The sequence below is a fragment of the Streptomyces cavernicola genome (assembly GCF_029968035.1).
GTDB classification, from domain to species: Bacteria; Actinomycetota; Actinomycetes; order Streptomycetales; family Streptomycetaceae; genus Streptomyces; species Streptomyces cavernicola.
Genome location: NZ_JASCIQ010000019.1, coordinates 60,634 through 82,106 on the forward strand (window position 1 = coordinate 60,634; position 21,473 = coordinate 82,106).

General features: G+C 69.7%; 20 protein-coding genes and 1 pseudogene. 13 read left to right on the forward strand and 8 right to left on the reverse strand.

Features of this window, described 5'->3' with window-relative positions; translation table 11 throughout:
- Positions 1-127: 127 nt before the first annotated feature.
- The 3 genes from QIS96_RS19045 to QIS96_RS19055 all read left to right on the forward strand — a co-directional run bounded on the left by QIS96_RS19045 (position 128) and on the right by QIS96_RS19055 (position 2,676).
- Positions 128-871 (forward strand): class I SAM-dependent methyltransferase, encoded by a 744-nt coding sequence (locus QIS96_RS19045; protein ID WP_282543846.1) that lies wholly within the window; start codon positions 128-130, stop codon positions 869-871.
- Positions 868-1,944, forward strand: coding sequence for a prenyltransferase/squalene oxidase repeat-containing protein (locus tag QIS96_RS19050; RefSeq protein ID WP_282543847.1), 1,077 nt, complete (start codon positions 868-870; stop codon positions 1,942-1,944). The genes QIS96_RS19045 and QIS96_RS19050 overlap by 4 nt, the downstream gene beginning before the upstream one ends.
- A 123-nt stretch (positions 1,945-2,067) precedes the next feature.
- The gene (locus QIS96_RS19055; protein WP_282543848.1) at positions 2,068-2,676 is read left to right on the forward strand and encodes a hypothetical protein; all 609 of its coding nucleotides are present in this window, start codon (positions 2,068-2,070) and stop codon (positions 2,674-2,676) included.
- A gap of 35 nt (positions 2,677-2,711) precedes the next feature.
- Here QIS96_RS19055 and QIS96_RS19060 read toward each other — a convergent pair whose 3' ends face one another.
- Positions 2,712-3,722: an LLM class F420-dependent oxidoreductase gene (locus QIS96_RS19060; protein ID WP_282543849.1), complete on the reverse strand. Its 1,011-nt coding sequence runs from the start codon at positions 3,720-3,722 to the stop codon at positions 2,712-2,714.
- A gap of 149 nt (positions 3,723-3,871) precedes the next feature.
- The gene (locus QIS96_RS19065) at positions 3,872-4,678 is read right to left on the reverse strand and encodes a DUF5336 domain-containing protein (protein WP_282543850.1); all 807 of its coding nucleotides are present in this window, start codon (positions 4,676-4,678) and stop codon (positions 3,872-3,874) included.
- 303 nt (positions 4,679-4,981) lie between these two features.
- Between QIS96_RS19065 and QIS96_RS19070 the strand changes: the two genes are divergently transcribed.
- The 6 genes and pseudogenes from QIS96_RS19070 to QIS96_RS37880 all read left to right on the forward strand — a co-directional run.
- Positions 4,982-5,578, forward strand: coding sequence for a class I SAM-dependent methyltransferase (locus tag QIS96_RS19070; RefSeq protein ID WP_282543925.1), 597 nt, complete (start codon positions 4,982-4,984; stop codon positions 5,576-5,578).
- Positions 5,579-5,624: 46 nt separating this feature from the next.
- Positions 5,625-6,563: an N-acetylmuramoyl-L-alanine amidase gene (locus QIS96_RS19075; RefSeq protein WP_282543851.1), complete on the forward strand. Its 939-nt coding sequence runs from the start codon at positions 5,625-5,627 to the stop codon at positions 6,561-6,563.
- Between the two features lie 599 nt (positions 6,564-7,162).
- On the forward strand, positions 7,163-7,288 hold the full coding sequence (locus tag QIS96_RS37720; protein WP_349017397.1) for a hypothetical protein: 126 nt from the start codon (positions 7,163-7,165) through the stop codon (positions 7,286-7,288).
- 73 nt (positions 7,289-7,361) lie between these two features.
- A complete protein-coding gene (locus QIS96_RS19085; RefSeq protein WP_282543853.1) occupies positions 7,362-7,694 on the forward strand; it encodes a hypothetical protein in 333 nt (110 codons plus the stop codon).
- Positions 7,616-8,032: a hypothetical protein gene (locus QIS96_RS19090; protein WP_282543854.1), complete on the forward strand. Its 417-nt coding sequence runs from the start codon at positions 7,616-7,618 to the stop codon at positions 8,030-8,032. Before QIS96_RS19085 ends, QIS96_RS19090 begins: the two co-directional genes overlap by 79 nt.
- Positions 8,032-12,351 (forward strand): annotated as a pseudogene (locus QIS96_RS37880) (putative T7SS-secreted protein); the annotation flags it as partial. The gene QIS96_RS19090 and the pseudogene QIS96_RS37880, both read left to right, overlap by 1 nt.
- 1,798 nt (positions 12,352-14,149) lie before the next feature.
- Here the strand turns inward: QIS96_RS37880 and QIS96_RS19100 are convergent.
- The 5 genes from QIS96_RS19100 to QIS96_RS19120 all read right to left on the reverse strand — a co-directional run bounded on the left by QIS96_RS19100 (position 14,150) and on the right by QIS96_RS19120 (position 16,879).
- A complete protein-coding gene (locus QIS96_RS19100) occupies positions 14,150-14,509 on the reverse strand; it encodes a hypothetical protein (protein WP_349017401.1) in 360 nt (119 codons plus the stop codon).
- Between the two features lie 32 nt (positions 14,510-14,541).
- The gene (locus QIS96_RS19105) at positions 14,542-15,585 is read right to left on the reverse strand and encodes an FG-GAP repeat protein (RefSeq protein WP_282543855.1); all 1,044 of its coding nucleotides are present in this window, start codon (positions 15,583-15,585) and stop codon (positions 14,542-14,544) included.
- Between the two features lie 154 nt (positions 15,586-15,739).
- Positions 15,740-16,195 (reverse strand): PIN domain-containing protein, encoded by a 456-nt coding sequence (locus tag QIS96_RS19110; protein ID WP_282543856.1) that lies wholly within the window; start codon positions 16,193-16,195, stop codon positions 15,740-15,742.
- Positions 16,188-16,457 (reverse strand): type II toxin-antitoxin system Phd/YefM family antitoxin, encoded by a 270-nt coding sequence (locus QIS96_RS19115; protein WP_282543857.1) that lies wholly within the window; start codon positions 16,455-16,457, stop codon positions 16,188-16,190. Before QIS96_RS19115 ends, QIS96_RS19110 begins: the two co-directional genes overlap by 8 nt.
- Before the next feature lie 53 nt (positions 16,458-16,510).
- Positions 16,511-16,879, reverse strand: coding sequence for an ATP-binding protein (locus tag QIS96_RS19120; RefSeq protein ID WP_282543858.1), 369 nt, complete (start codon positions 16,877-16,879; stop codon positions 16,511-16,513).
- Between the two features lie 142 nt (positions 16,880-17,021).
- Between QIS96_RS19120 and QIS96_RS19125 the strand changes: the two genes are divergently transcribed.
- The 3 genes from QIS96_RS19125 to QIS96_RS19135 all read left to right on the forward strand — a co-directional run bounded on the left by QIS96_RS19125 (position 17,022) and on the right by QIS96_RS19135 (position 18,426).
- Positions 17,022-17,870 carry a helix-turn-helix domain-containing protein gene (locus QIS96_RS19125; protein WP_282543927.1) on the forward strand — a complete coding sequence of 283 codons (849 nt, stop codon included), beginning with the start codon at positions 17,022-17,024 and terminating at the stop codon, positions 17,868-17,870.
- On the forward strand, positions 17,830-18,111 hold the full coding sequence (locus QIS96_RS19130) for a DUF397 domain-containing protein (protein WP_282543859.1): 282 nt from the start codon (positions 17,830-17,832) through the stop codon (positions 18,109-18,111). Before QIS96_RS19125 ends, QIS96_RS19130 begins: the two co-directional genes overlap by 41 nt.
- 102 nt (positions 18,112-18,213) lie before the next feature.
- Positions 18,214-18,426, forward strand: coding sequence for a hypothetical protein (locus QIS96_RS19135; protein ID WP_282543860.1), 213 nt, complete (start codon positions 18,214-18,216; stop codon positions 18,424-18,426).
- A gap of 81 nt (positions 18,427-18,507) precedes the next feature.
- Here QIS96_RS19135 and QIS96_RS19140 read toward each other — a convergent pair whose 3' ends face one another.
- Complete coding sequence (locus QIS96_RS19140; protein WP_282543861.1) at positions 18,508-19,104, reverse strand: hypothetical protein; 597 nt, start codon at positions 19,102-19,104, stop codon at positions 18,508-18,510.
- A gap of 130 nt (positions 19,105-19,234) precedes the next feature.
- Here QIS96_RS19140 and QIS96_RS19145 point away from each other — a divergent pair, with 130 nt between their 5' ends.
- Positions 19,235-21,454, forward strand: coding sequence for an acyl-CoA dehydrogenase (locus QIS96_RS19145; protein WP_282543862.1), 2,220 nt, complete (start codon positions 19,235-19,237; stop codon positions 21,452-21,454).
- Positions 21,455-21,473 lie beyond the last annotated feature (19 nt).

Consider the following 21,473-nt stretch of genomic DNA (forward strand, 5'->3'; position numbering starts at 1 on the left):
GCGGACGGCCTCGGGGCTCCGCCCCGGATCCCGTATCGCCCTCCGGGCTCGTCCTCAATCTCCCCCAGCTACCGCTGGGCGGTACCCCCAGGACAGGCTCAATTTTCAACCCCAAAGGCAGGCCCACTTGCTGACCGTCGACTTCACCCGCTTCCCGCTCGCCGCGGGCGACCGTGTCCTCGATCTGGGGTGCGGTGCCGGGCGGCACGCCTTCGAGTGCTACCGGCGCGGTGCGCACGTCGTGGCGCTCGACCAGAACGGCGAGGAGATCCGCGAGGTCGCCAAGTGGTTCGCCGCCATGAAGGAGGCCGGCGAGGCCCCCGAGGGCGCGACGGCCACCGCGATGGAGGGCGACGCGCTCCAACTCCCCTTCCCCGACGAGTCGTTCGACGTCGTCATCATCAGCGAAGTGATGGAGCACATCCCCGACGACAAGGGTGTGCTCGCCGAGATGGTGCGCGTCCTCAAGCCCGGCGGGCGCATCGCTGTCACCGTGCCGCGCTACGGGCCCGAGAAGGTCTGCTGGGCGCTCTCCGACGCGTACCACGAGGTCGAGGGCGGCCACATCCGCATCTACAAGGCGGAGGAGCTGCTCGGCCGGATGAAGGAGGCGGGCCTCAAGCCGTACGGCACCCACCACGCGCACGCGCTGCACTCCCCGTACTGGTGGCTCAAGTGCGCCTTCGGCGTCGACAACGACAAGGCGCTGCCCGTGCGGGCGTACCACAAGCTCCTGGTCTGGGACATCATGAAGAAGCCGCTCGCCACCCGCGTCGCCGAGCAGGCCCTCAACCCGCTCATCGGCAAGAGCTTCGTGGCGTACGCGACCAAGCCCCACCTGCCCAAGACCGCTGTGGCGGACGCTTCGTGACGACGCCCCGTACCGACCACCTCGTCCTGCCCGGGGTGCTCACCGCCGAGCAGGCCGCGCAGACGGTCCGCGGCATCCTCGCCGGGCAGCGCGACGACGGCGCCATACCGTGGTTCCGCGGCCACCACCTCGACCCGTGGGACCACGTCGAGGCCGCCATGGCCCTGGACACGGCCGGCGAGCACGAGGCCGCGGCGCGCGCGTACGACTGGCTGGCCCGGCACCAGAACCCGGACGGATCCTGGTACGCGGCGTACGAGGACGGGGACTTCGAGCGGCCCACCGACCTCGGCGTCGAGTCCAACTTCTGCGCGTACGTCGCCGTCGGCGTCTGGCACCACCACCTCGCCACCGGCGACGACGCGTTCCTCGACCGGATGTGGCCGACGGTCGTCGCGGCGATGGAGTGCGTGCTCGAACTGCAGCAGCCGGGCGGGGAGATCGGCTGGAAGCGCGAGCCGGTGGCGGACGGTGGCGCCGTCGTCACCGACGCGCTGCTCACCGGGTCCTGCTCCATCCACCAGGCGCTGCGCTGCGCCCTCGCCATCGCCGAGGCGCGCGAAGAGCCGCAGCCCGACTGGGAGTTGGCGGCCGGTGCGCTCGGGCACGCGATCCGCGAGCACCCCGAGCGCTTCCTCGACAAGGACCGCTACTCCATGGACTGGTACTACCCGGTCCTCGGCGGGGCCGTGACGGGCGCCGCGGCCAAGTCCCGTATCGAGGAGGGCTGGGACCGCTTCGTGGTGCCGGACCTCGGGGTCCGCTGCGTCGTCCCCAACCCGTGGGTCACCGGCGGCGAGAGCGCCGAACTCGCCCTCGCCCTCTGGGTGATGGGGGAGTCCGACCGGGCCCTGGAGATCCTCAAGTCCATCGGGCACCTGCGGGATGCGGCGACCGGGCTGTACTGGACGGGGTACGTCTTCGAGGACGCGGCGATCTGGCCGCGGGAGCAGACCGCCTGGACGGCGGGGGCGCTGCTGCTGGCGGTCGCGGCGCTCGGGGGGCATGAGGCGACCTGTGCGGTGTTCGGGGCGGATCGCCTGCCGGCGGGGTTGGAGCCGGGGTGCTGTTGAGGGGTTCGTAGGTACGGGGGGGGAAACGACCCCGACCCCACCCGTTCGGGCTCGCCCGAGTAGTGGAGGGCCGGGGGCGGGGCGAGTCTGAGGGCGCCTACTTCCCCGGCCCCCGGAGGTCCCGTGTTCAGGAACGACAGCCCCGCCCCGATACCCCGCCAAAAGCTGAGGCAGCTGCTCCTCGCCCTCACCCTCTGCTGTGCCCTCGTCGCCGGAGGCACCGCGTGCGGGGCGGCCCCCGCGAAGAGCGGCGAGGACGTCAAGGCCGCAGCTGTTGCGGAGCAGACGCCGAAGCCGACATCTTCGGCCAAGCAGCAGGAGAAGCAGAAGTTCGCCAAGACCCGCTTCGTCGCGAACGCGGGACTCGCAGCGGGCGCCGCCTACCAGTGGATCGTGAAGCCCGCCCGCGACGGCAAGTTCAAGAAGGGCGCGAAGGGCCGGAAGTTCACGCTGATCAAGGCGGGCCTCGCGGGCGCGTTCGCGTACAACCGGCTCAAGGCGGCCGTGAAGAACGCCCAGGGCGACCCGCTCCTCGCCAAGGCCGTGGCCCCGCTCGCGGCCGGCATCGAGTCCCTCAAGGACCTGCCGTCCAAGCTCCGCAAGGGCAACGGCGCGGAGGACGCGTCGGGTGTCTTCGACAGCGTCATCAACTCGGTCAAGGACGCGGGGAAGGATGCCGGTGCGCCGGTGAAGGAGAAGGTGCCGTCCCTCTCCGAGCTGCGCGGCGGCTGACGGCCCGGCCGGTCAGGCGTTGAGCTCGGCGCCGGTCAGGCGTTGAGCTCGGCCAGGACCCGCAGCGTCTCCCGGTCCGGTGCGAGGACGAGCAGGTCCGTCACCGGGCCCTTGCGCCACAACTCGAGGCGCTCCGCGATCCGTTCGCGCGGCCCGACGAGCGAGATCTCGTCGGCGAACGCGTCCGGCACGGCGAGCACCGCCTCCTCCCGGCGGCCCTCGGCGAAGAGTTCCTGGATGTGCCGCGCCTCCGCCTCGTACCCCATGCGCGCCATCAGGTCCGCGTGGAAGTTCTTCGCCGCGTGGCCCATGCCGCCGATGTAGAAGCCGAGCATCGCCTTCACCGGGAGGAGGCCTTCCGCGATGTCGTCGCAGACCTTGGCCCGCGCCATGGGGGCGATCCGGAACCCGTCCCGTACGCCGTCGAGGGACGCCTCGTACACGTCCGTGCGCAGCGGCGACCAGTAGAGCGGCAGCCAGCCGTCGGCGATCCGCACCGTCTGCGCGATGTTCTTCGGGCCCTCCGCGCCGAGGAAGACCGGCAGGCCGGCGCGGAGCGGGTGGGTGATCGGCTTGAGCGGCTTGCCGAGCCCGGTGCCGTCGTCCCCGTCGTACGGGAGCGGGTGGAAGCGCCCGTCGAGCGCCACCGGGCCCTCGCGGCGCAGGACTTGGCGGATCACGTCCACGTACTCGCGGGTCGCGGTGAGCGGGCTGCGCGGGAACGGCCGCCCGTACCAGCCCTCCACCACCTGCGGCCCGGAGAGCCCGAGGCCGAGGGCCATGCGGCCGCCGGAGAGGTGGTCGAGGGTGAGGGCCTGCATCGCGGTGGCGGTCGGCGTGCGGGCGGCCATCTGCGCGACGGCGGTGCCGAGTTCGATGGTCGAGGTGTGCGCGGCGATCCAGGTCAGCGCGGTGAACGCGTCCGAGCCCCAGGCCTCCGCGGTCCACACCGAGGAGTAGCCGAGCCGCTCCGCCTCCTGCGCGAGCGCGACATGGTCGGGGTTGGGGCCGCGGCCCCAGTAACCGAGTGCGAGCCCGAGCCGCATACGCCCTCCCGACCGATCGCCACGCTTGAGCTGACGGTACGTCAGTTTCCTTGTGCGGGGCGACTGTACGGGCGTCGCCGTGACATGGCAACGGCCCCCGTTCCGCGTACGTGCGGAACGGGGGCCGTGAAGCTGTCGGGCTCGGCGGGTCAGCCGCGCTGGATGCCCGTGGTGTCCTGCAGCACGCCGCGACGGCCGTCCTGCGTCTGGGCCACCAGGCCGGGGCCGCGCTGCTCGACCGCGAGGTACCAGGTGCCCGGCGCCAGCTCGGCGATCGGGGTGGGGTTGCCGTCCTCGGCGTACAGCGGGCGCTGCACCGGCACGGCGAACCAGAACGGGGCGAAGTCGCCGCCGGCCGGGGCCTGCGCCTGCGCCTGGGCCTGGGGCTGCGCACCCTGGTCCTGCGGGGCGGCCTGCTGCTGGCCCGGGACCTGCTGGCCGCCGTAGGACGGCTGCTGCTGGCCGGGGTAGGGCTGGCCCTGCTGGGAGCCCGGGTAGCCGTAGCCGCCCTGCTGCGGCTGGCCGCCGTACATCGGCTGCGGCTTCGGGGCGCCCATGAGGTCGGCGTTCAGCGCCGGGACGAGCGGGGTGGCGACGGCTGCGCCGGCGAGCACGAGCGCGGCGATGAGGCCGAGGATGATGGCCGGGCCGGCGCCCGAGGCGTCGAGGATGGTCCAGAAGAACTGCCAGGCGACCGCGACGGTGAGCACGATGCCGATGTGGCCGAGCTCGATACCGACGACCTTCTTCGGCTGCGGCAGCGCACGGTTGACGACGATCAGGGCGGCGCCGATGACGCCGACCATGTAGAGGCCGATCGCGTTGCCGAGGAACTCCCACGGGCTGACGGTGTAGGGGGAGTCGCCGCTCGAGGTGTTCAGGAAAGAGGCGATGAACAGCAACACCGCTGCTCCGATCACCACTGCGTCGCCTCGAGTGAGAGAGCGGAAGTTCACTTCAGGTCCTTCGTAAATGGTCGAGTGGTCAGGCGTCGCTGTCGCCGGTACGCGGTGCGCGAAGCGTGGGGGGTTGGATGACCCCCCATCGTACGGATGACAATATCGCCCGGCGGGCCGGGGTGTCTGGTCGGTATAAAGACCGCCACCCGACTGTGATCCGCCCGTTCGCGCACGCCGATCCGCCCTTTTCTCCGCTCTTTCCGCGCCTGCCAGGAGGCCTCTGTGACCGTTCCCGCACCCGCCGTTTCGTCGGAGCCGACGCCCGAGATCGTGGACGCTTTCGAGGCCGCGAAAGGTTTCATGCCGCTCGACGAGGGGCTCGCGCTGTACGCGGCCGTGGTGCGGGCGGGGGCGGAGCTCGGCCTTCCGCTCCTGGAGGTCGGCACGTACTGCGGGCGCTCGACGATCCTGCTCGCCGACGCGGCCCGCGCCTGCGGTGTGACAGCTGTCACCGTCGACCACCACCGCGGCAGCGAGGAGCAGCAGCCGGGCTGGGAGTACCACGACCCGGAGGTGGTCGACCCGGAGCTCGGCGTGATGGACACGCTGCCGACCTTCCGCCGCACCCTGCACAAGGCCGGCCTGGAGGACCACGTGATCGCGGTCGTGGGGCGTTCGCCGCAGGTCGCGGCGGTGTGGGGCGGCGAGGTTGGCTTCGTGTTCATCGACGGCGGCCACACCGACGAGCACGCCACGGCGGACTACGAGGGCTGGGCGCCGCACCTCGCCGAGGGCGGGCTGCTGCTCATCCACGACGTGTTCCCGGACCCGGTGGACGAGTTCACCGGCCAGGCCCCGTACCGCGTCTACCTGCGGGCACTCGCCTCCGGCGCGTTCACGGAGGTCTCGGCGCACGGGTCCCTGCGGGTGCTGCGGCGGACCGGGGCGGGGGTCTGAGGACGGGGTCTGAGGGCGGCCGCCGGTCCCCGTTAGGCTCGCACTCGTGTCGTACGACGATCCGGACAACCCCACGCCCGCCTTCGCGACCGCCGCGCACCGCCCCCGCCGCCGCGTCGGCCTCGTCGCCGTGTCCACGCTCGTTCCCGTCGGGCTGGCGGGGTGGCTGCTGTGGTCGGGGCTCGGTGGGGCGGAGCCGGCGGGGCCGCGCGCGGGTGCGGGTGCGGGTGACGGGAAGCCGTCGGCGTCCCCCTCGAAACCGGCCCCCTCGAAACCGTCCGCGTCGAAGTCGCCCGCCGCCGGGGAATCGGGGGAACTGACCGGCAAGACCATCGTCATCGACCCCGGCCACAACCCGAACAACCGCAACCGCACGGCCGACATCGCGCGCCTCGTCGACATCGGTACGAACAAGAAGGAATGCGATACGACGGGCACGGCCACCGACGACGGCTACAGCGAGGCCGAGTTCACGCTCGACCTGGCCCGCAAGGTCCGCGCGCTCCTGGAGAAGGAGGGGGCGAAGGTGAAGTTCACCCAGGACGGTGACCGGCCCTACGGCCCCTGTGTGGACGAGCGCGCCCGGATCGGCAACGAGGCCGACGCGGACGCGGTGGTCTCGCTGCACGCGGACGGCTCGGGCGAGGGCAACCGCGGCTTCCACGTGATCATGCCGGGCAAGGTCGACGCGGGCGCGGCGGACACCGGCGAGATCGTCGCCCCCTCCCGCGACCTCGGCGAACGCATCGCAGGAAGCTTCGTACGCACGACGGGCACGGCCCCCTCCAACTACATCGGCGACGGCACGGGCCTCGACACCCGCACCGACCTCGGCGGCCTCAACCTCTCCAAGGTCCCGAAGGTCTTCCTCGAATGCGGCAACATGCGCGACCCCGAGGACGAGAAGCTCCTGACGAGCGCGGGGTGGCGGGGGAAGGCGGCAAAGGGGATCAGCTCCGGGCTGGTCGACTTTCTTCGCAAGTGACGCAATTCGGGCGTGAGTTTGGGGTCTAGTTCAGGCCGCCAAAATGTGAGGCATGGCCTGACTCGAAGGGGATTTGCGCAGGTCTAACTCAAGTCGGCTGGTTCAAGCGATCTGATCGAACCAGTGCCTGGGGCCCTCGTTGCATTCGGAAATGCATTCGTGTGAGGGTGGTCGGCATGAGCGACCACGGGGGTGGGAGTGGCATGCCGGGACGGGTGCCGCCATCGAAGATTTCAGGCCTTGACGTGTCCGGTCCGCCGGGACTGAAGGGGCCGCCAGCGAGCGTGGTGCCGAGCGTGCCTCATGGGAACCCTGCGGCAGTCGGCGGACCAACCGCTGAGCAGGCGCGCCGTCAATTCGCCTCGCTGCTGGGGCAGTTCCGGCGTACCGCAGTCCTTGTGCCGTTGACCGGTGGGGGCGCGGGGGCCGAGGGGGCAGTCCAGGGCGGGGGCTTCTGGACCGCTGAACACGGCGGCATCCGGTGGATTCTCGGGTTCTCCGACGAGGGCGCCTTGGCGCGGTTCGCCCTCGCACGTGGGGAAGGTGCGCGCCCCTGGGAGTACCAGACCGTCCTGGGAGCCCGGCTCCTCGATGTGGCTGTGCCAGCCGTGGCACGCGACGGGATGCCGTGCGGAGTCGCCCTCGACACGGCTGATGAGCAGGACGCGCTGCTGTTCCCACCCGTGACGGGAGTCGTGCCGGACGCGGTGGCGATCGACGCCTAGAGCGACAGGGCCCGGCGACGACGGGCTTTCGCGGGCAACATGCAAGCGCAGTATCGGGGGAGGTCACGCACGCATGGGTGCGGAGTGGAAAGAGCTGAAGGCCGACGGGCTCGACCAGATCGAGCGGGGCATCAACGGCGCGCTCGACGAGTTGAGGGAACTCGGCTCGATCGGTGACGCGGGGGCAGGCAGAGGCTTCGAGAACGTCTCGCTGAGCAGCGTGCAGCTTGGTCATACCGAACTGGCCAAGACTTTCCAGGAGTTCTGCGATCGCTGGGAATGGGGCGTACGCGCACTTCTCGTAGAGGGAACAGCTTCGCGCAAGGTGTGGGCCTTGCTGCTGGGGCGTACCACGAGACCGAGCAGTACGTCGACGGCACGTTCAAGATCGGCGCGAACGCCCTGATGGGCAATCCGCATGCGACGGAGGAAGAGGTCACCGCCCAGAGCTGGGACGAGGTCTGGGGCAACCACGCCTTCGCCGACCCGGACTACAGCCGGGAGTCGTTGGAAGAGGCCAAGGCGAACATGAAGCAGGGCTGGCAGGATGTGGGAAGGGACATGGCGACCTCGGACGTGGGGCTCGGCGCGCAGATGCGGGACTCGACTCTGAGAGACGCCGGGATCAGCGAGGAGCAGTACGAGCGGTCCCTCGACGAGCAGTTCGGCCCATCCCCTGAGGAGCGGGCGAAGGCCGCAGAGCGGCAGGCCATGGAGGACGGGCAGCAGGGGGCTCAGGGCTGATGGGCATCGGAGACGCGATCAACTCCGGCCTCGGCAAGCTCGAAGGAGCCGTCGACGGACTGAAGAAGGGTGCGGGCGAACTCGTCGACGCAAGCACCAACGTAGGCGCCGACGTACTGGACTACGTGGGCGCCGAAGGCGTCGCGGACAACGTCGAGGGCTGGGGCGACGACGTCGCCTCTGACCTCGGCGCGGACGTGGCCGAGGACTGACTCGGCACGACCGACGACCCGAAGCAGCTCGTTCACGGCGACGCCGAGGCGATCCGGGAGAGCGCAGCCCACCTCAAGGACTTCCACGACGCGTTCGAGCGCGTCGGCAGCGGGATGCGGGGCCTCGACTCGTCGAGCTGGCGAGGTGAGGCGGCCGAGGCCTTCCGTGACAAGTTCGCGATGCACCCCACAAAGTGGCTGCACGCCGCGGACTCCTGCGGGAAGGCCGCCGAGGCACTGAACCGGTATGCGGAGACGGTCACTTGGGCCCAGCGTCAGGCCGAGGACGCCATTGCCTTGTACAAGCGCGGCAAGACGGAGTCGGAGCAGGCGGTCTCCTAGTACAACAAGCGTGTGGACGCGTACAACGCGGCTGTCGCAGACCAGCGGGACCCCGGGCAGAAACCGGAGCCGTTCTCGGACCCGGGTGTGGCGGACCAGAAGCGGGCCGCCGAGTTGCTGGAAGAGGCACGACGGCAGCGCGACGACATGGGGCGCGTTGCCACAGCCTCGGTGAAGGAGGCGCTCACCCACGCGCCGGCCGAGCCGCCTCCCATGGACAGGGCTGCCAAGGGCCTGATGGACCTTGGCGTGAGCCAAGGCATGGAGCTGACCCACTTCGCGGGAGGCATCGTCAAGGGCGCGGCGGGGATGCTCACCTTCGCCCGCGGCCTGGTGCCGTTCGATCCGTACAACGTCACGCACCCCGCCGCGTACATGCAGAACCTGAGTCTGACGGCCAGCGGTCTGGTGTCGACAGCGGCGCATCCCGACCGTGCGGTGAAGAGCGCGATCGACGGGTTCAAGAGGGATCCGTCCGAATTCCTCGGGCGTCTGCTGCCCGAGCTGATCGGCAGCAAGGGCGCGGGCTTGGCCCGCAATACGTTCCGCCACGGCGCGAAGGCGGGCGCGGATCTGGCCGAGAGCGGCGGCAAGAAGGGGGCGCGGGACGCGGTCGAGGAGGACCCCGCGGGACGCTCGCGCGACGGCGACTCCGTCGAGTCGGAAGGCACCGACCCGATCGACCTCGCCACCGGCAAGATGTACCTGCCGCAGACCGACGTCACGCTGCCGGGTGTGCTCCCGCTGGTCTTCAAACGGCGCGTCGAGTCCGGTTACCAGCTGGGCCGCTGGTTCGGTCCCTCCTGGACCAGCACGGTCGACCAACGCCTGGAGATCGACTCCGAGGGCGTCGTGCTGGTCGACGAGGACGGCCTGCTGCTGTCCTATCCGCATCCGGCGCCCGGCGTTCCGGTCATGCCGAGCCATGGCCCGCGCTGGCCGCTCGACCGGGCCGAGGACGGGGCGGGCTACACGGTGACCGACCCGGAGACCGGCCGCGTCCGGCACTTCACCGACCGGGGCTCCGACCTCTCGCTCCTGGAGCAGATCGACGACCGCAAGGGCAACTGGATCACGTTCTCGTACGACGCCGACGGCGCGCCCACGGAGATCAACCACTGCGGCGGCTACCACCTCCGGCTCACGACCGCGGAGGGCCGAGTCACGGCACTCCACCTGGCGGGCGCTGCGGCTGACGGCACGGACCAGCAACTCCTCGGCTACGGCTACGACGAGGCCGGCAACCTCACGGAGGTCACCAACTCCTCTGGCAGGCCTCTGCAGTTCACGTACGACGAGTCGGGTCGTGTCACCTCGTGGACGGACACGAACGACCGCAGTTATACGTACGAGTACGACGCGGCCGACCGGTGCGTCGCCGAGGGCGGCAGCGAAGGCCACATGGCGCTGCGCCTCGACTACGACACGGTGGACCAAGCGACCGGCCTGCGCGTGACGCGCGCGATCACCGGAGAAGGCCACGAACGCCGGTATCTGATCAACGACCGGCACCAAGTGGTCGCCCAGGTAGACCCGTTGGGAGCGGTGACACGCTTCGAACGCGACCGCTACAACCGTCTGCTGACCCACACGGACCCGCTCGGGCACACGACGTCGTACCGCTATGACGAGAACGGGCGCTTGGCGGCGGCAACGCGTGCGGACGGTCGCGAGACGCAGGCGGAGTACAACGAACTCGGCCTGCCGACACGGGTGGTGCGAAGTGATGGCACAGTGTGGCATCACTCTTACGACGAGCGGGGGAACCGCACGGCGGTGACCGCTCCGACCGGCGCGACGACGCGGTACGCATACACCGAGGCGGGCCACCTGGCCGCTGTCACCGACGCCTTGGGCGCGACCACACAGGTGCGCTGCGACGAGGCGGGTCTGCCGGTGGAGGTCGTGGACCCATTGGGCGCGACCACGCGCTACGACCGGGACAGGTTCGGCCGCCCGCTGCGGGTGATCGACCCGCTGGGTGCGACGACTCACCTGCAGTGGACGGTCGAGGGCAAGCTCGTGCGCCGCACCGCCCCCGACGGCTCGTCGGAGTCCTGGACGTACGACGGTGAGGGCAACTGCACGACGCACACGGATCCGATGGGCGGGGTGACGCACTTCGAGTACACGCACTTCGACCTGCTCAAGGCCCGCACGGGCCCGGACGGTGTGCGGTACGAGTTCGGCCATGACGCGGAGCTGCGCTTGACGGGCGTCACCAACCCGCAGGGTCTGACGTGGAGTTACGCATACGACCCCGCCGGCCGCCTCATATCTGAATCGGACTTCGACGACCGCACGCTGACGTACGCGCACGACGCGGCGGGTCGATTGATTTCCCGGGCGAACGGCCTCGGCGAGAGGATCACGTTCGAGCGCAACGCTCTGGGCCAGATCACGCGGAAGGACGCGGCGGGCCAGGTCACGACCTTTGCGTACGACCTGACGGACCAGCTGGCCGAGGCCCGAGGGCCGGAGGTCTCGCTCGAGCTGCTCAGGGACAGTGTGGGCCGCCTCAAGTACGAGACGGTCAACGGCCGCAGGATGTCGTACGAGTACGACGTGCTGGGCCGTCGCGTGGGCCGCACGACTCCGGCGGGGGCGGAGAGCCGGTGGACGTATGACGCGGCGGGCAACCGCACGGAGCTGACGACGGCCGGGCGGACGATCACGTTCGACCACGACGCGTCGGGCCGCGAACGGACGCGCCGCGTGGGGGACGCCCTCTCCCTGTCCAATACGTACGACCCCCTGGGCCGCCTGACCGCCCAGACGGTGACGGGGCCGGAAGGGACCGGTACCCCCATCCAGCACAGGTCCTACGGCTACCGCGCCGACGGCCATCTCACCCGCATCGACGACCAGTTGAACGGCACGCGCCACTTCGACCTGGACGCGGTGGGCCGGGTCACGGCGGTCCGCGCGGCGGGCTGGACGGAGACGTACGCATACGACGAGGCGGGCAACCAGACCGACGCCTCCTGGCCCTCCCCGATGCCGGGCAGCCAGGACGCGACGGGCCCGCGCACATACGAGGGCACGCGCATTCGCACCGCGGGCGGCGTCCGCTACGAACACGACGCCCAGGGCCGAGTGGTCCTCCGCCAGAAGACCCGCCTCTCCCGCAAGCCGGACACCTGGCGCTACGAGTGGGACGCGGAGGACCGCCTCACGTCGGTGGTCACGCCGGACGGGGCCCGGTGGCGGTACCTGTACGACCCGCTGGGGCGGCGTATTGCGAAGCAGAGGTTGGCTTCGGATGGCTCGGGTGCGGTGGTGGAGGAGGTGTCCTTCACCTGGGATGGCACGGTCCTGTGCGAGCAGACCAGCCGCATTACGGACGCCCAGGATGCGTTGACCCTCACCTGGGATCACGACGACCTCCGCCCGCTGGCCCAGACGGAACGCAAGCACCTCTCGGACAGCGAGGTCGATCAGCGGTTCTTCGCCATCGTCACGGACTTGGTCGGTGCGCCGACTGAACTTGTCGATGAGCAGGGCGAGTTGGCGTGGCGGGCGCGGTCCACTCTGTGGGGGACTACGGTTTGGGCGCGGGGAGGGACTGCGTATACGCCGTTGCGGTTTCCGGGGCAGTACCTTGACCCCGAAACTGGCCTGCATTACAACTATTTCCGATTCTATGATCCTGAGTGTTCTCGCTATCTAACCCAGGACCCTATCGGCCTGGCTGCCGCTCCCAATCCGGCTTCCTACGTTCGCAATCCATTTCGCTGGCACGATCCACTCGGGCTGACTCCGTGCCCGAATAATGTGGCCCTGGGGACTCGGAAAGAGGCGGGTTTGCGAGATTTTGCTGATAGTAGGGGTTTCACACATTTCCTTGATAATACCCTAGAGGGATCCCTTGGGGATGTCTGGCACGCTGCGAATATGCGACCAGAGGCGCACCTCCATATTTCTATTGACGGGTTTCGGGACTTGGAAGATCGCCTGACGTCGGACCCGCTAGATGCATTTATGGCGGCGTACGCGCGAGGTGGCGGCGATAATTGGTTTACGACGGAGCGTGAGATGTGGCTTGTGGGGGAGTCGGTAAGGCGGGAGGCGAGAACTTGGGACAGTATAGACTTCTACTTTAAGGGAGAGAAACTCCCGCGCCCAGCTAATCCATTCGCCGAGGTGAACTAGCTTGAAATTGCTGAAATCGTGGCCCCGTGACTTTCGCATCTGGAGTTACGGGGTCGGATATTCAAGACTGCTCCTGCGCAGTCTGGGATCTACCGAGGAGGAGGGTAGGGTCGATGTGCTCTTCAGTAACGTAGAGCGGATAAACCTCCCTGCGTGCCTGTCCAGTCTTGTCGTTGAGGAGGCAGATTTCGAGGAAGTGTCGCTGATTCCCCGCCTTGACCCGGAATCCTCGAAAGTCCGTATCTTTATTGTCAATCAAGACTTCTTTGTTTGTGCTACCCACTTTGAATGGCATGAAGATAAGGGCGGGGCAAGATCGCCGTCGAGGTTCGGCCCATTCTCGAGGGTCGACTAGTGCGGTAGGGACGTTTACCTGTTCCGCTAGGCATGTAGGGTCGGCGAGTGGGTGCCACGTAGGCAGGCGTGCGTCAGGTTCGGCGAGATGCATCCGACGCAGCGCCCGTCCCAGTTCTGCTCGAAGCTCGGCAACAGTCGAAGCGTTGGCTGGTCATGGATGCCCTTCGGGTTTACGTCTGTACCTCCGGGTAGGGGTGGAGGCCAGGGTGGTAGATGGGGAGGCGTGGGCAGTGGAACGGATCCCGGTGGTCCGCTCTCAAGGTGGCCCGCAGAAGTATGTGGCTCAGCTCGACGTGGTCACGGAGTTCCTCGTGTCCCGCTGGGGCGAGCCGACGTCACTCAGGGCGACCTGGGCCCCTGGTTCACCTTCCCCTTCGCGCTGCAGGACAGCACGCTGGTCGCCCTCGTACGAGAGGTCGAGGATGCCTCGTGCCCCGGTTGCACCCTCGCGGTGATCTGGCGAGGCAGCCCCTGCAGCGTACGCACAGCCTTCCCTCGCGAACACGGTCTTCGAGAGGACACGGTGCTGCATGTCTCCGAGTGAACTGGTACAGGAGCCGAGGGAGCTTGAGGTTTGGCCTGTGCGGGTTCTTGTGCAGGGTCGGGAGCAGGAGTGGCAGCTCGCTGTCGACGGGGACGGGCCGTATGAGCTCGTTTTGCGGTCGCCGGGCGGGGTTGAGTGCGTTGCTGTCGGAGTGAGTGTGTTCGCTGCTCTGCGGGTGATGCGGGGCGAGCTTGAGCCGCGCGGGGTGCGGGTCTGTTGCAACGGGGCGCGGGTGGACGTGCGGCCGTCCGGGCTTGCGGCTTCGCATGGGGCCTGGGTGGTGTACGTCCTGCGGATGTGGCGGCCGGTGACCGTGCGGGATCTGGTGGAGACGCTCGCGTACGCCCCGCCCGAGCTGATCGGGTCCGTGGGAGAGCAAGACGCCTACTGGGAGCGGCACTTGAGGGGGCGTAGGTCCTGGTGGAAGCTTGTTAATCCGCTGTGGTGGGTCTACTTCTGCACGGCGTCGTGGGGGCGGCCGAGGACGACCCCACGACGCCGGAGACGTGGCTAGAGGCCCAGCACCTCGCCGTACCCGATCGCCCCGTTCGGGAGGGCGAAGCCGTACGGGGTGAGGGACTTGCCCTGGGGGTACGTCTCGGTCGTGCTGGTGGGGGCGAACCAGACGCCGCCTGAGCGGGGCTCGCCCGCGTTCTCGCCGGGGGCGCTGATCGCCGTGTCCCAGAGGCCGTCGCGGTTGTGGTCGCCGACGGTCACCTGCGCGCCGAAGCGGTCGCCGGCCTCGGCGGTGCCCGGCATGTTCGCGGTGCTCTGGCTGCGGGCCAGGCCGCCGTAGAGGCCGTGCTCCGTGCCGTTGAGGGTGACGTAGCCGCCCGCGTCCTTGACCGTCCCGACGTCCTCGCCGGGCACGCCGACCACCAGCTCCGGCCGGCCGTCCCCGTTCAGGTCACCGGCCGCGAGCGCCGCGCCGAAGTCGTCGCCGTCCTCCGAAGCCCCGCCGACCTCCGGGTTGGACTGCGTGAAGCACTCGTTCGCCGAGCCGAAGGAGGCAGACGGGACCCCTTGAGCACGAGCACCGCACCACCGAGCCGGTTCGCGCAATGCGTCGTCTCCGACTCGGGGTTGGGCTGTACGAGGCCGACCGCCAGGTCGTCCGTCCCGTCCCCGTCGATGTCCTCCGCGGCGAGCGCGCTGCCGCGGTCCGCGTCGGCCCACCACTGCGCGGGCGCGCCCTGGCCGTCCCAGCGCGTGATGAACGTGCCGGAGTCCTCCGTCGCCCGCCAGGTCGTGGCGAGGTCGTCCCGGCCGTCCCCGTCGAAGTCGCCGGTGGCCAGGTCGCGCGTACCGCCGCCCATGCCGTAGCTGCGCAGCGTCGTCGGGGTCACCGGGTCCTCGGTGAGCGGGCCCGGACGGAACCTGAGCGAGCCGCCCTCCTCGCCGCTCTCGCCGTACGCGAGGTCGGTGTCCCCGTCGCCGTCGTAGTCGCCCGTGGCGATCGTGCCGCCGATCTTGCTGAACTGGGACGTGCCCCTCGCCACCGTCGTGCCCTTGATGTTCCACTCCGAGCCGTCCAGGACGGTGATCGTGCCCTCGTCCTTCAGCTGGTCCGAGGTGAGCGACTCGCCGCTCGCGCCGACGACCAGCTCGAAGACGCCGTCCCCGTTCACGTCGACCGGCGCGACGGACGAGCCGAACCGGTCGCCCGCCTCCGGCGTCCCCGGTATCCCGGCCTCGCCCTGGCTGATGACACCCGTCGACTGGCTCGGGCTCTGCGGCCCGCCGAAGATCACGCTGACGTAGCCGGCCTTGGCCTTGCCGTCCACCGTGGCGTCGGGCATGCCGACCGCGATGTCCGCGTATCCGTCGCCGTTGAAGTCGAACCGCGGAGCCGTGACGGCCGAGGCGGTCCCGGCCAGCGGCAGGGTCAGACCGGCGGCGGTGAGCGCCGCGACGACGGCAGTGGCGGCCAGGGTGCGTACACGCAAGGTGGAACTCCCGTACTAGGAGGGGGAAATGCGAGGGGGAATGGGTCCCGGGGGTGTGACTCGCGAGGTGTACGGAGGGTTGTGCGCGGGGGTGCGTTTAAGTGGCCGCTGGGTGAACACGCCCCCGCAGAGGGCATGAGGGCTTCAGAGGTCTTCATTGGTCTTCAGGTAGCAGCCGGAAAGCGGAGTGGCCGTCCAACGGGCGGACGACGCGGAAGTGGGCGTCGGACGTGAACATGTCGGCGGTGCGGTAGTGCGCGGCCAGGGCGACGTTCATGGCGTCCGTGAGGCCGATGCCGCTGCCTCCGTCCAGGTTGCGGTAGCCGTCCATGACGGCGCGCGCAGTGTGCAAGTGGGGTTGTACGGCGGGCACTTCGAAGCGTTTGCCGTCGATCCGTCTGGTGATGAATTCGAGTGCGGCGGACGCGGCCTGGGCGCTGATCCGTTCCGTCAACAGGTAGTCGAGCTCGGCCAGCACCATGGGCGAGACGACCAGATGTCCGACCCGGCCAAGGCATGCGCGGTGCTCGGCGTGGCCCTTGCTGGTGGCGGTGAACAGTCGGAAGAGGGCGTTCGTGTCACCGATCGCCACGGCGCTCTGCTCAGTCAACGTCGCCGCCCATCCCGCGCAGAGTGCTGTCGATCTCGTCGTCCGAGAGGTCGGGGCCGTCGAACGTGGGCAGGTCGTCGAGTGGGCCCATCGGGTCCGTGCGGAACGGATAGGTCGCCGGGCCGGGCTGGACGCCTTGGGGGTACAGGGTGGCGACGGGCCGGCCGTTGCGGGTGATGGTGATGGTCTCCCCGGCCTCCACCCGCGCGATGACGCCGGCCGTGTCCTGGTTCAACTCTCTTATCGGCACGCTCTGGGTCATAGCGCCAGTGTAGTACGCGTAGTACATCGTGCCCAGTGCGGCAAGTCGCGCGGTCATCGCTTCGTCTCGCACTCGAACCACACCGTCTTCCCCGGCCCGCCGCCGCTGGGCGGGCACGTGCCCCAGCGGTCCGTCACCGCCTCCACGAGGAGCAGCCCTCGGCCGGACTCGGTCAGCGGCTCCTGGGGCCGGGTGCGCAGCGGTTTCGTGCTGCGGTCCGTCACCTCGACCCTCAGCACGCGCGCGTAGCCCAGGATTTCGGTCGTGCAGTGGGGGTTTTCCGGTACGTGACGGAGCACGTTCGTGAGCAGTTCCGTCAGCGCCAGCTCCGCCGCGTCGCACAGCTCCTGCATCCCCCAGGACGTGAGAAGCGTGCGCAGGATGCGACGGAAGTGCCCCACGGAGTGTTCACCGAGCGTCATGCTCAGCCGATAGCAGTACTCAATTTCCGTTGTTTCACGGCCAGTTGGTCCATTCATGCGGCCAGCGTGCGGTGCGCTGATTACGCTCGGCCACCAGCTGAATCGAACCTCGCACAGCGTGAACTTGGGGGTGGCCGTCCGCATGGCCAACATCCGCAACCTCGACCCCGGCGCATCCCCGCTGGACTACTACGGCTCCGAACTCCGCCGCCTGAGAGTGGAAGCCGACCTGAAGCAGGGCGAGTTGGGCTCCATCGTGTTCTGTACGGGGTCCCTCATCGGCCAGATCGAAACCGCCCACAAGGTTCCTACGCGGGAGCTGTCCGAGCGCTTGGACGCGGCGCTGGGCACTGACGGCCACTTCAGCCGCCTGGTCGGCCTTGTGCTGCGCAGCCAGTTGCCGAGTTGGTTCCAGGCGTACGCGGCCATGGAGGCCAAGGCGACCTACATCTCCACGTACCAGGCGCAGTTGGTGTACGGGCTGTTGCAGACAGAGGCGTATGCCAAGGCTGTGCTAGGCGTACGGTTCGACGGCGACCTTGACGCCCAGGTGGCGGCCCGACTTGAGCGGCAGCGGGTGCTGGAGCGGGATGAGCCGCCGCTGGTCTGGGTCGTGCTGAGCGAGGCCGTCCTGCGTCAGGAGATCGGCGGTGCGGCTGTCATGCGAGGCCAACTTGCGCGGCTGTTGGATCTCCAGGAGCGGCCGTGGTTGAAGATCCAGATCCTGCCGTTCGAGGCGGGAGCGCACTCGGGGCTGATGGGCACCTTCAACATGTTGCGCTTCGAGGGCGACCCGGACCTCGTCTATACCGAGGACTTCGTGCAGGGGCACATGACCGCCAACCCGCAAGCCATCCGGGAGGGTTCGCTCCGATACGATCATTTGCGGGCCGCCGCGCTCTCCGTGGAGGACTCGGCGGAGCGGATCGCCCGAGTGATGGAGGAGCGTTATGCACACCAACCAGGATCTGACGGGCGCGGCGTGGCGTAAGTCGTCGTACAGCGGAGACACCGGCGGCGACTGCATCGAGTGCGCCCCCCTCAACGGCGCCGCCTGGCGTAAGTCCTCGTACAGCGGAGACACCGGCGGCGAGTGCGTCGAAATCGCAGAACTCCCCACCCGCATCGCCGTCCGCGATTCCAAGAACCCCGAAGGCGGGGCCTTCACCGTCAGTGCCGCCGCCTTCGCCGCCTTCGTCGCAGACGCTAAGCGGGGTGCGGGGCTCCGGTGAACGGGCTGTGAAAGATGGGGAGTTGAGTGGTTGGTGGGCTGAGCGTGCGTGATTGGGTCCAGGGGTACGACTTCCCACCAGACACGAAGGACACTCATCATCATGAGCACCTCGCGCATCGAGACCGCTGAGATAGCCGACGCCGACCTGGACAACATCGCGGGTGGCCTGTCCGTCAGCGGCGGCGTCGAGGGCCTGACGGCCAACTTCGCCCAGGGCCCCAACGGTCTGCCGGTGCTGACCGACGGTTCCATCGACTCCGTGTCGGTCACCGTCAAGGACATCCCGCTGGGTCTGGGCTCGGCCCTCGGCTGATCTCGCCGCCCTGCGCGTAACGTCGGCCCCCGGAACCCCGTGGTTCCGGGGGCCTACGTGTGTACGGAGCCCCGCCAGGCCTCAGACCTTGCCGCCGAGCTGCGCGATCCCGTGCCCCAGCTGCTCGCTGAACGCCGTACAGAACTCGTCGGAGAGCTCCGGCCAGTCCCAGAAGTCGAAGGCGAGCGCGCCCAGGGCGAACCCGGGAGCCCACTGCCACTCCGTGATCGGGGCGGACTCCCCGCAGGCGGGGCAGGGCGCGCTGCCCTCGCCCGTTTTCTTCCACGCGGCGATGCCGTCCTTGAACGGCTGCCAGACCTTGTCGTCCCGCTCGAACTCGTACGGGTAGTTGATGACCACCGTCTTGGCCTGGCAGCGGGGGCAGACGGCGTACTGCGCCTCGTCGGCGCCCTGGCCGGCCACGTGGTAGTCACGGCCGACGACGACGGCCACCGGGCGCGGCAGCCAGTCCGGGTTCGAGGAATCGGCAACGGCGCGCGCCCAGTTGGGGCCCCGCACATAGCCCTCGGTCACCGGGTGGCTGAACACCCCGTCGTCGGACAGCTCACGCGTGATCACGCCCTCGGAGACCAGCCAGTCGACCATCCGCTCCGCCAGCCGCCCGGCCTCTTCGAGGGTCGCCTCCACGTCGACGATCCGCTCGTAGTAGTCACCCATCGTCGTCCCCGCCGTTCATCGATCCATCGGTCAGTACCGGAAATCGTGCCATCTCCTCGACAGGTTCGGATCGACGTCCACCGGCTTCCTGACCTTCCGTCAGATTGAAACGTGTTCTACTGTGCCCCGCATGGCGATCGGAAGCATCGGAAGCATCGGAAGCATCGGAATCACCGAAGAGCAACGGGAGTTGGCCGATGCGGTGCGCGGCTGGGTCGCCCGCGCCGTACCGCCGGAGGAGCTGCGCAAGCTGCTCGACGCGCCGGACAAGAAGACCGGCAGGCCCGCCTACTGGGACGGCCTCGCCGAGCAGGGGCTGCTCGCACCGCACCTGCCCGAGGAGTACGGGGGAGGGGGCGGCGGCCTCGTCGACCTCGCCGTCGTCCTGGAGGAGGCGGCGAGGGGCGCCCTGCCTGGGCCGTACCTCGCCAACGCCCTGACCGTCACCGCCCTGCACCGGGCGGAGCAGCGGGAGTTGGCGCGGCAGCTCGCCGCGGGGGAGCGGATCGGCGCGGCCGCACTGGGCGCCGGCACGCTCACCGCCGTCGAAGAGGGCGACGGGTACGTGCTCGACGGCACCGCCCCGCCCGTCCTCTCCGGCGGCGAGGCCGACCTGCTGCTGCTCGCCGCCGAGTCCGCGACCGGCACCGTATGGGTCGCCGTCGACGCGGAGGCCGTCACCGTACGGGTGCACGAGAGCGCCGATCCGACCCGCGCCACCGCCGAGGTCACCGCGGCCCAGGCCCAGGTGCCCGCCGCGCGCGTCCTGCGCAGCCTCGACACCGCCCTCGTCCGCGACCTCGCCGCCACCCTGTACGCCGCCGACGCCTGCGGGACCGCCGAGCAGGCCCTGCACACCGCAGCCGAACACGCCCAGGTGCGCGAGCAGTTCGGGCGGCCCATCGGGCAGTTCCAGGGCGTCAAGCACCTGTGCGCGGACATGCTCGTACGGGTCGAGCAGGCGCGCGCCCTCGCCTGGGACGCGGCCCGCGCCGCCGAGGCCGACACCCCCGACGTGCGCGGGCTCGTCGCCGCGCTCGCCGCCGCCACCGCCCTGGACGCCGCCCACTCCTGCGCCAAGGACTGCATCCAGATTCTCGGCGGCATCGGCTTCACCTGGGAGCACGACGCCCATGTCCGCCTCCGGCGCGCCCTCGTCGCCCGGCAGTTGCTCGGTACGGGCGACAGCCACCGCGCGCGTGCCGTGCGTTTCGCCGAGACCGGGGCCCGCAGGGAACTCCGGCTCGACCTGCCCGCCGAGGCCGACGCGTACCGCCAGAGCGCGCGCGAGGCGATCGAGGGGGCGCGCGGGCTCGACCCCAAGGCCGCTCGCCAGGCGCTCGCGCCCACCGGATACGCGGCCCCGCACCTTCCGGCCCCGTACGGGCTCGGCGCGGGACCCGTCCAACAGCTCGTCGTCCAGGAGGAGTTGAAGGCCGTTGGGGTCAAGGTCAGCGACCTGGGCATCGCCACCTGGGTCGTGCCCTCGCTCCTCGCCTACGGGACGAAGGCGCAGCAGGAGGCGCACCTCGGGCCGACCCTGCGCGGCGAGCAGCTCTGGTGCCAGCTGTTCTCCGAGCCGGAGGCCGGGTCCGACCTCGCCTCGCTGCGGACCCGCGCCGAGCGGCTCGACGACGGGCGCTGGCGGATCAACGGCCAGAAGGTGTGGACGAGCGCCGCGCAGTGGGCCGACTTCGGGATCCTCCTCGCCCGCACCGACCCGGACGCGCCCAAGCACAAGGGCCTGACGTACTTCCTCGTCGACATGAAAAACACCAGCGGGATCGACGTACGGCCGCTGAAGGAGATCACCGGCGACGCGCTCTTCAACGAGGTCTACTTCGACGACGTGCTGCTGCCCGCCGACGCCGTCGTGGGCGAGGTGAACGGCGGCTGGCGGGTCGCCCGCAACACCCTCGGCAACGAACGCGTCCACATGGCCGACCAGATGACCTTCGACACCGGCCTCGAAGCGCTCATCGCCCGCGCCGCCGACCTCGACGGGGCCTGCAGGACCAGGATCGGCGCGCTCGCCGCCGAGGCGCACGCCCTGGCCTGCATCGGGCTCCGTACGACGATGCGCCAGGTCGCGGGGGCCGAGCCCGGGGCCGGGGCGTCCATCAGGAAACTCGTGCAGACCCCGCACCAGCAGAAGGTCGCCGAGCTCGCCCTCGAACTGCTCGGCCCGGCGGGCGCGGTGCGCGAGGGCGCGGGCGAGCGGGCCGTGCACGGCTTCCTGATGTCCCGCTGCCTGACCATCGCCGGCGGCACCACCCAGGTCCAGCTGAACGTCGTCGCGGAGCGCCTCCTGGGCCTGCCGCGCGATCCCGAGCCGCGCCCCCTCATCTGACCGTTTCCACGAAAGGCTT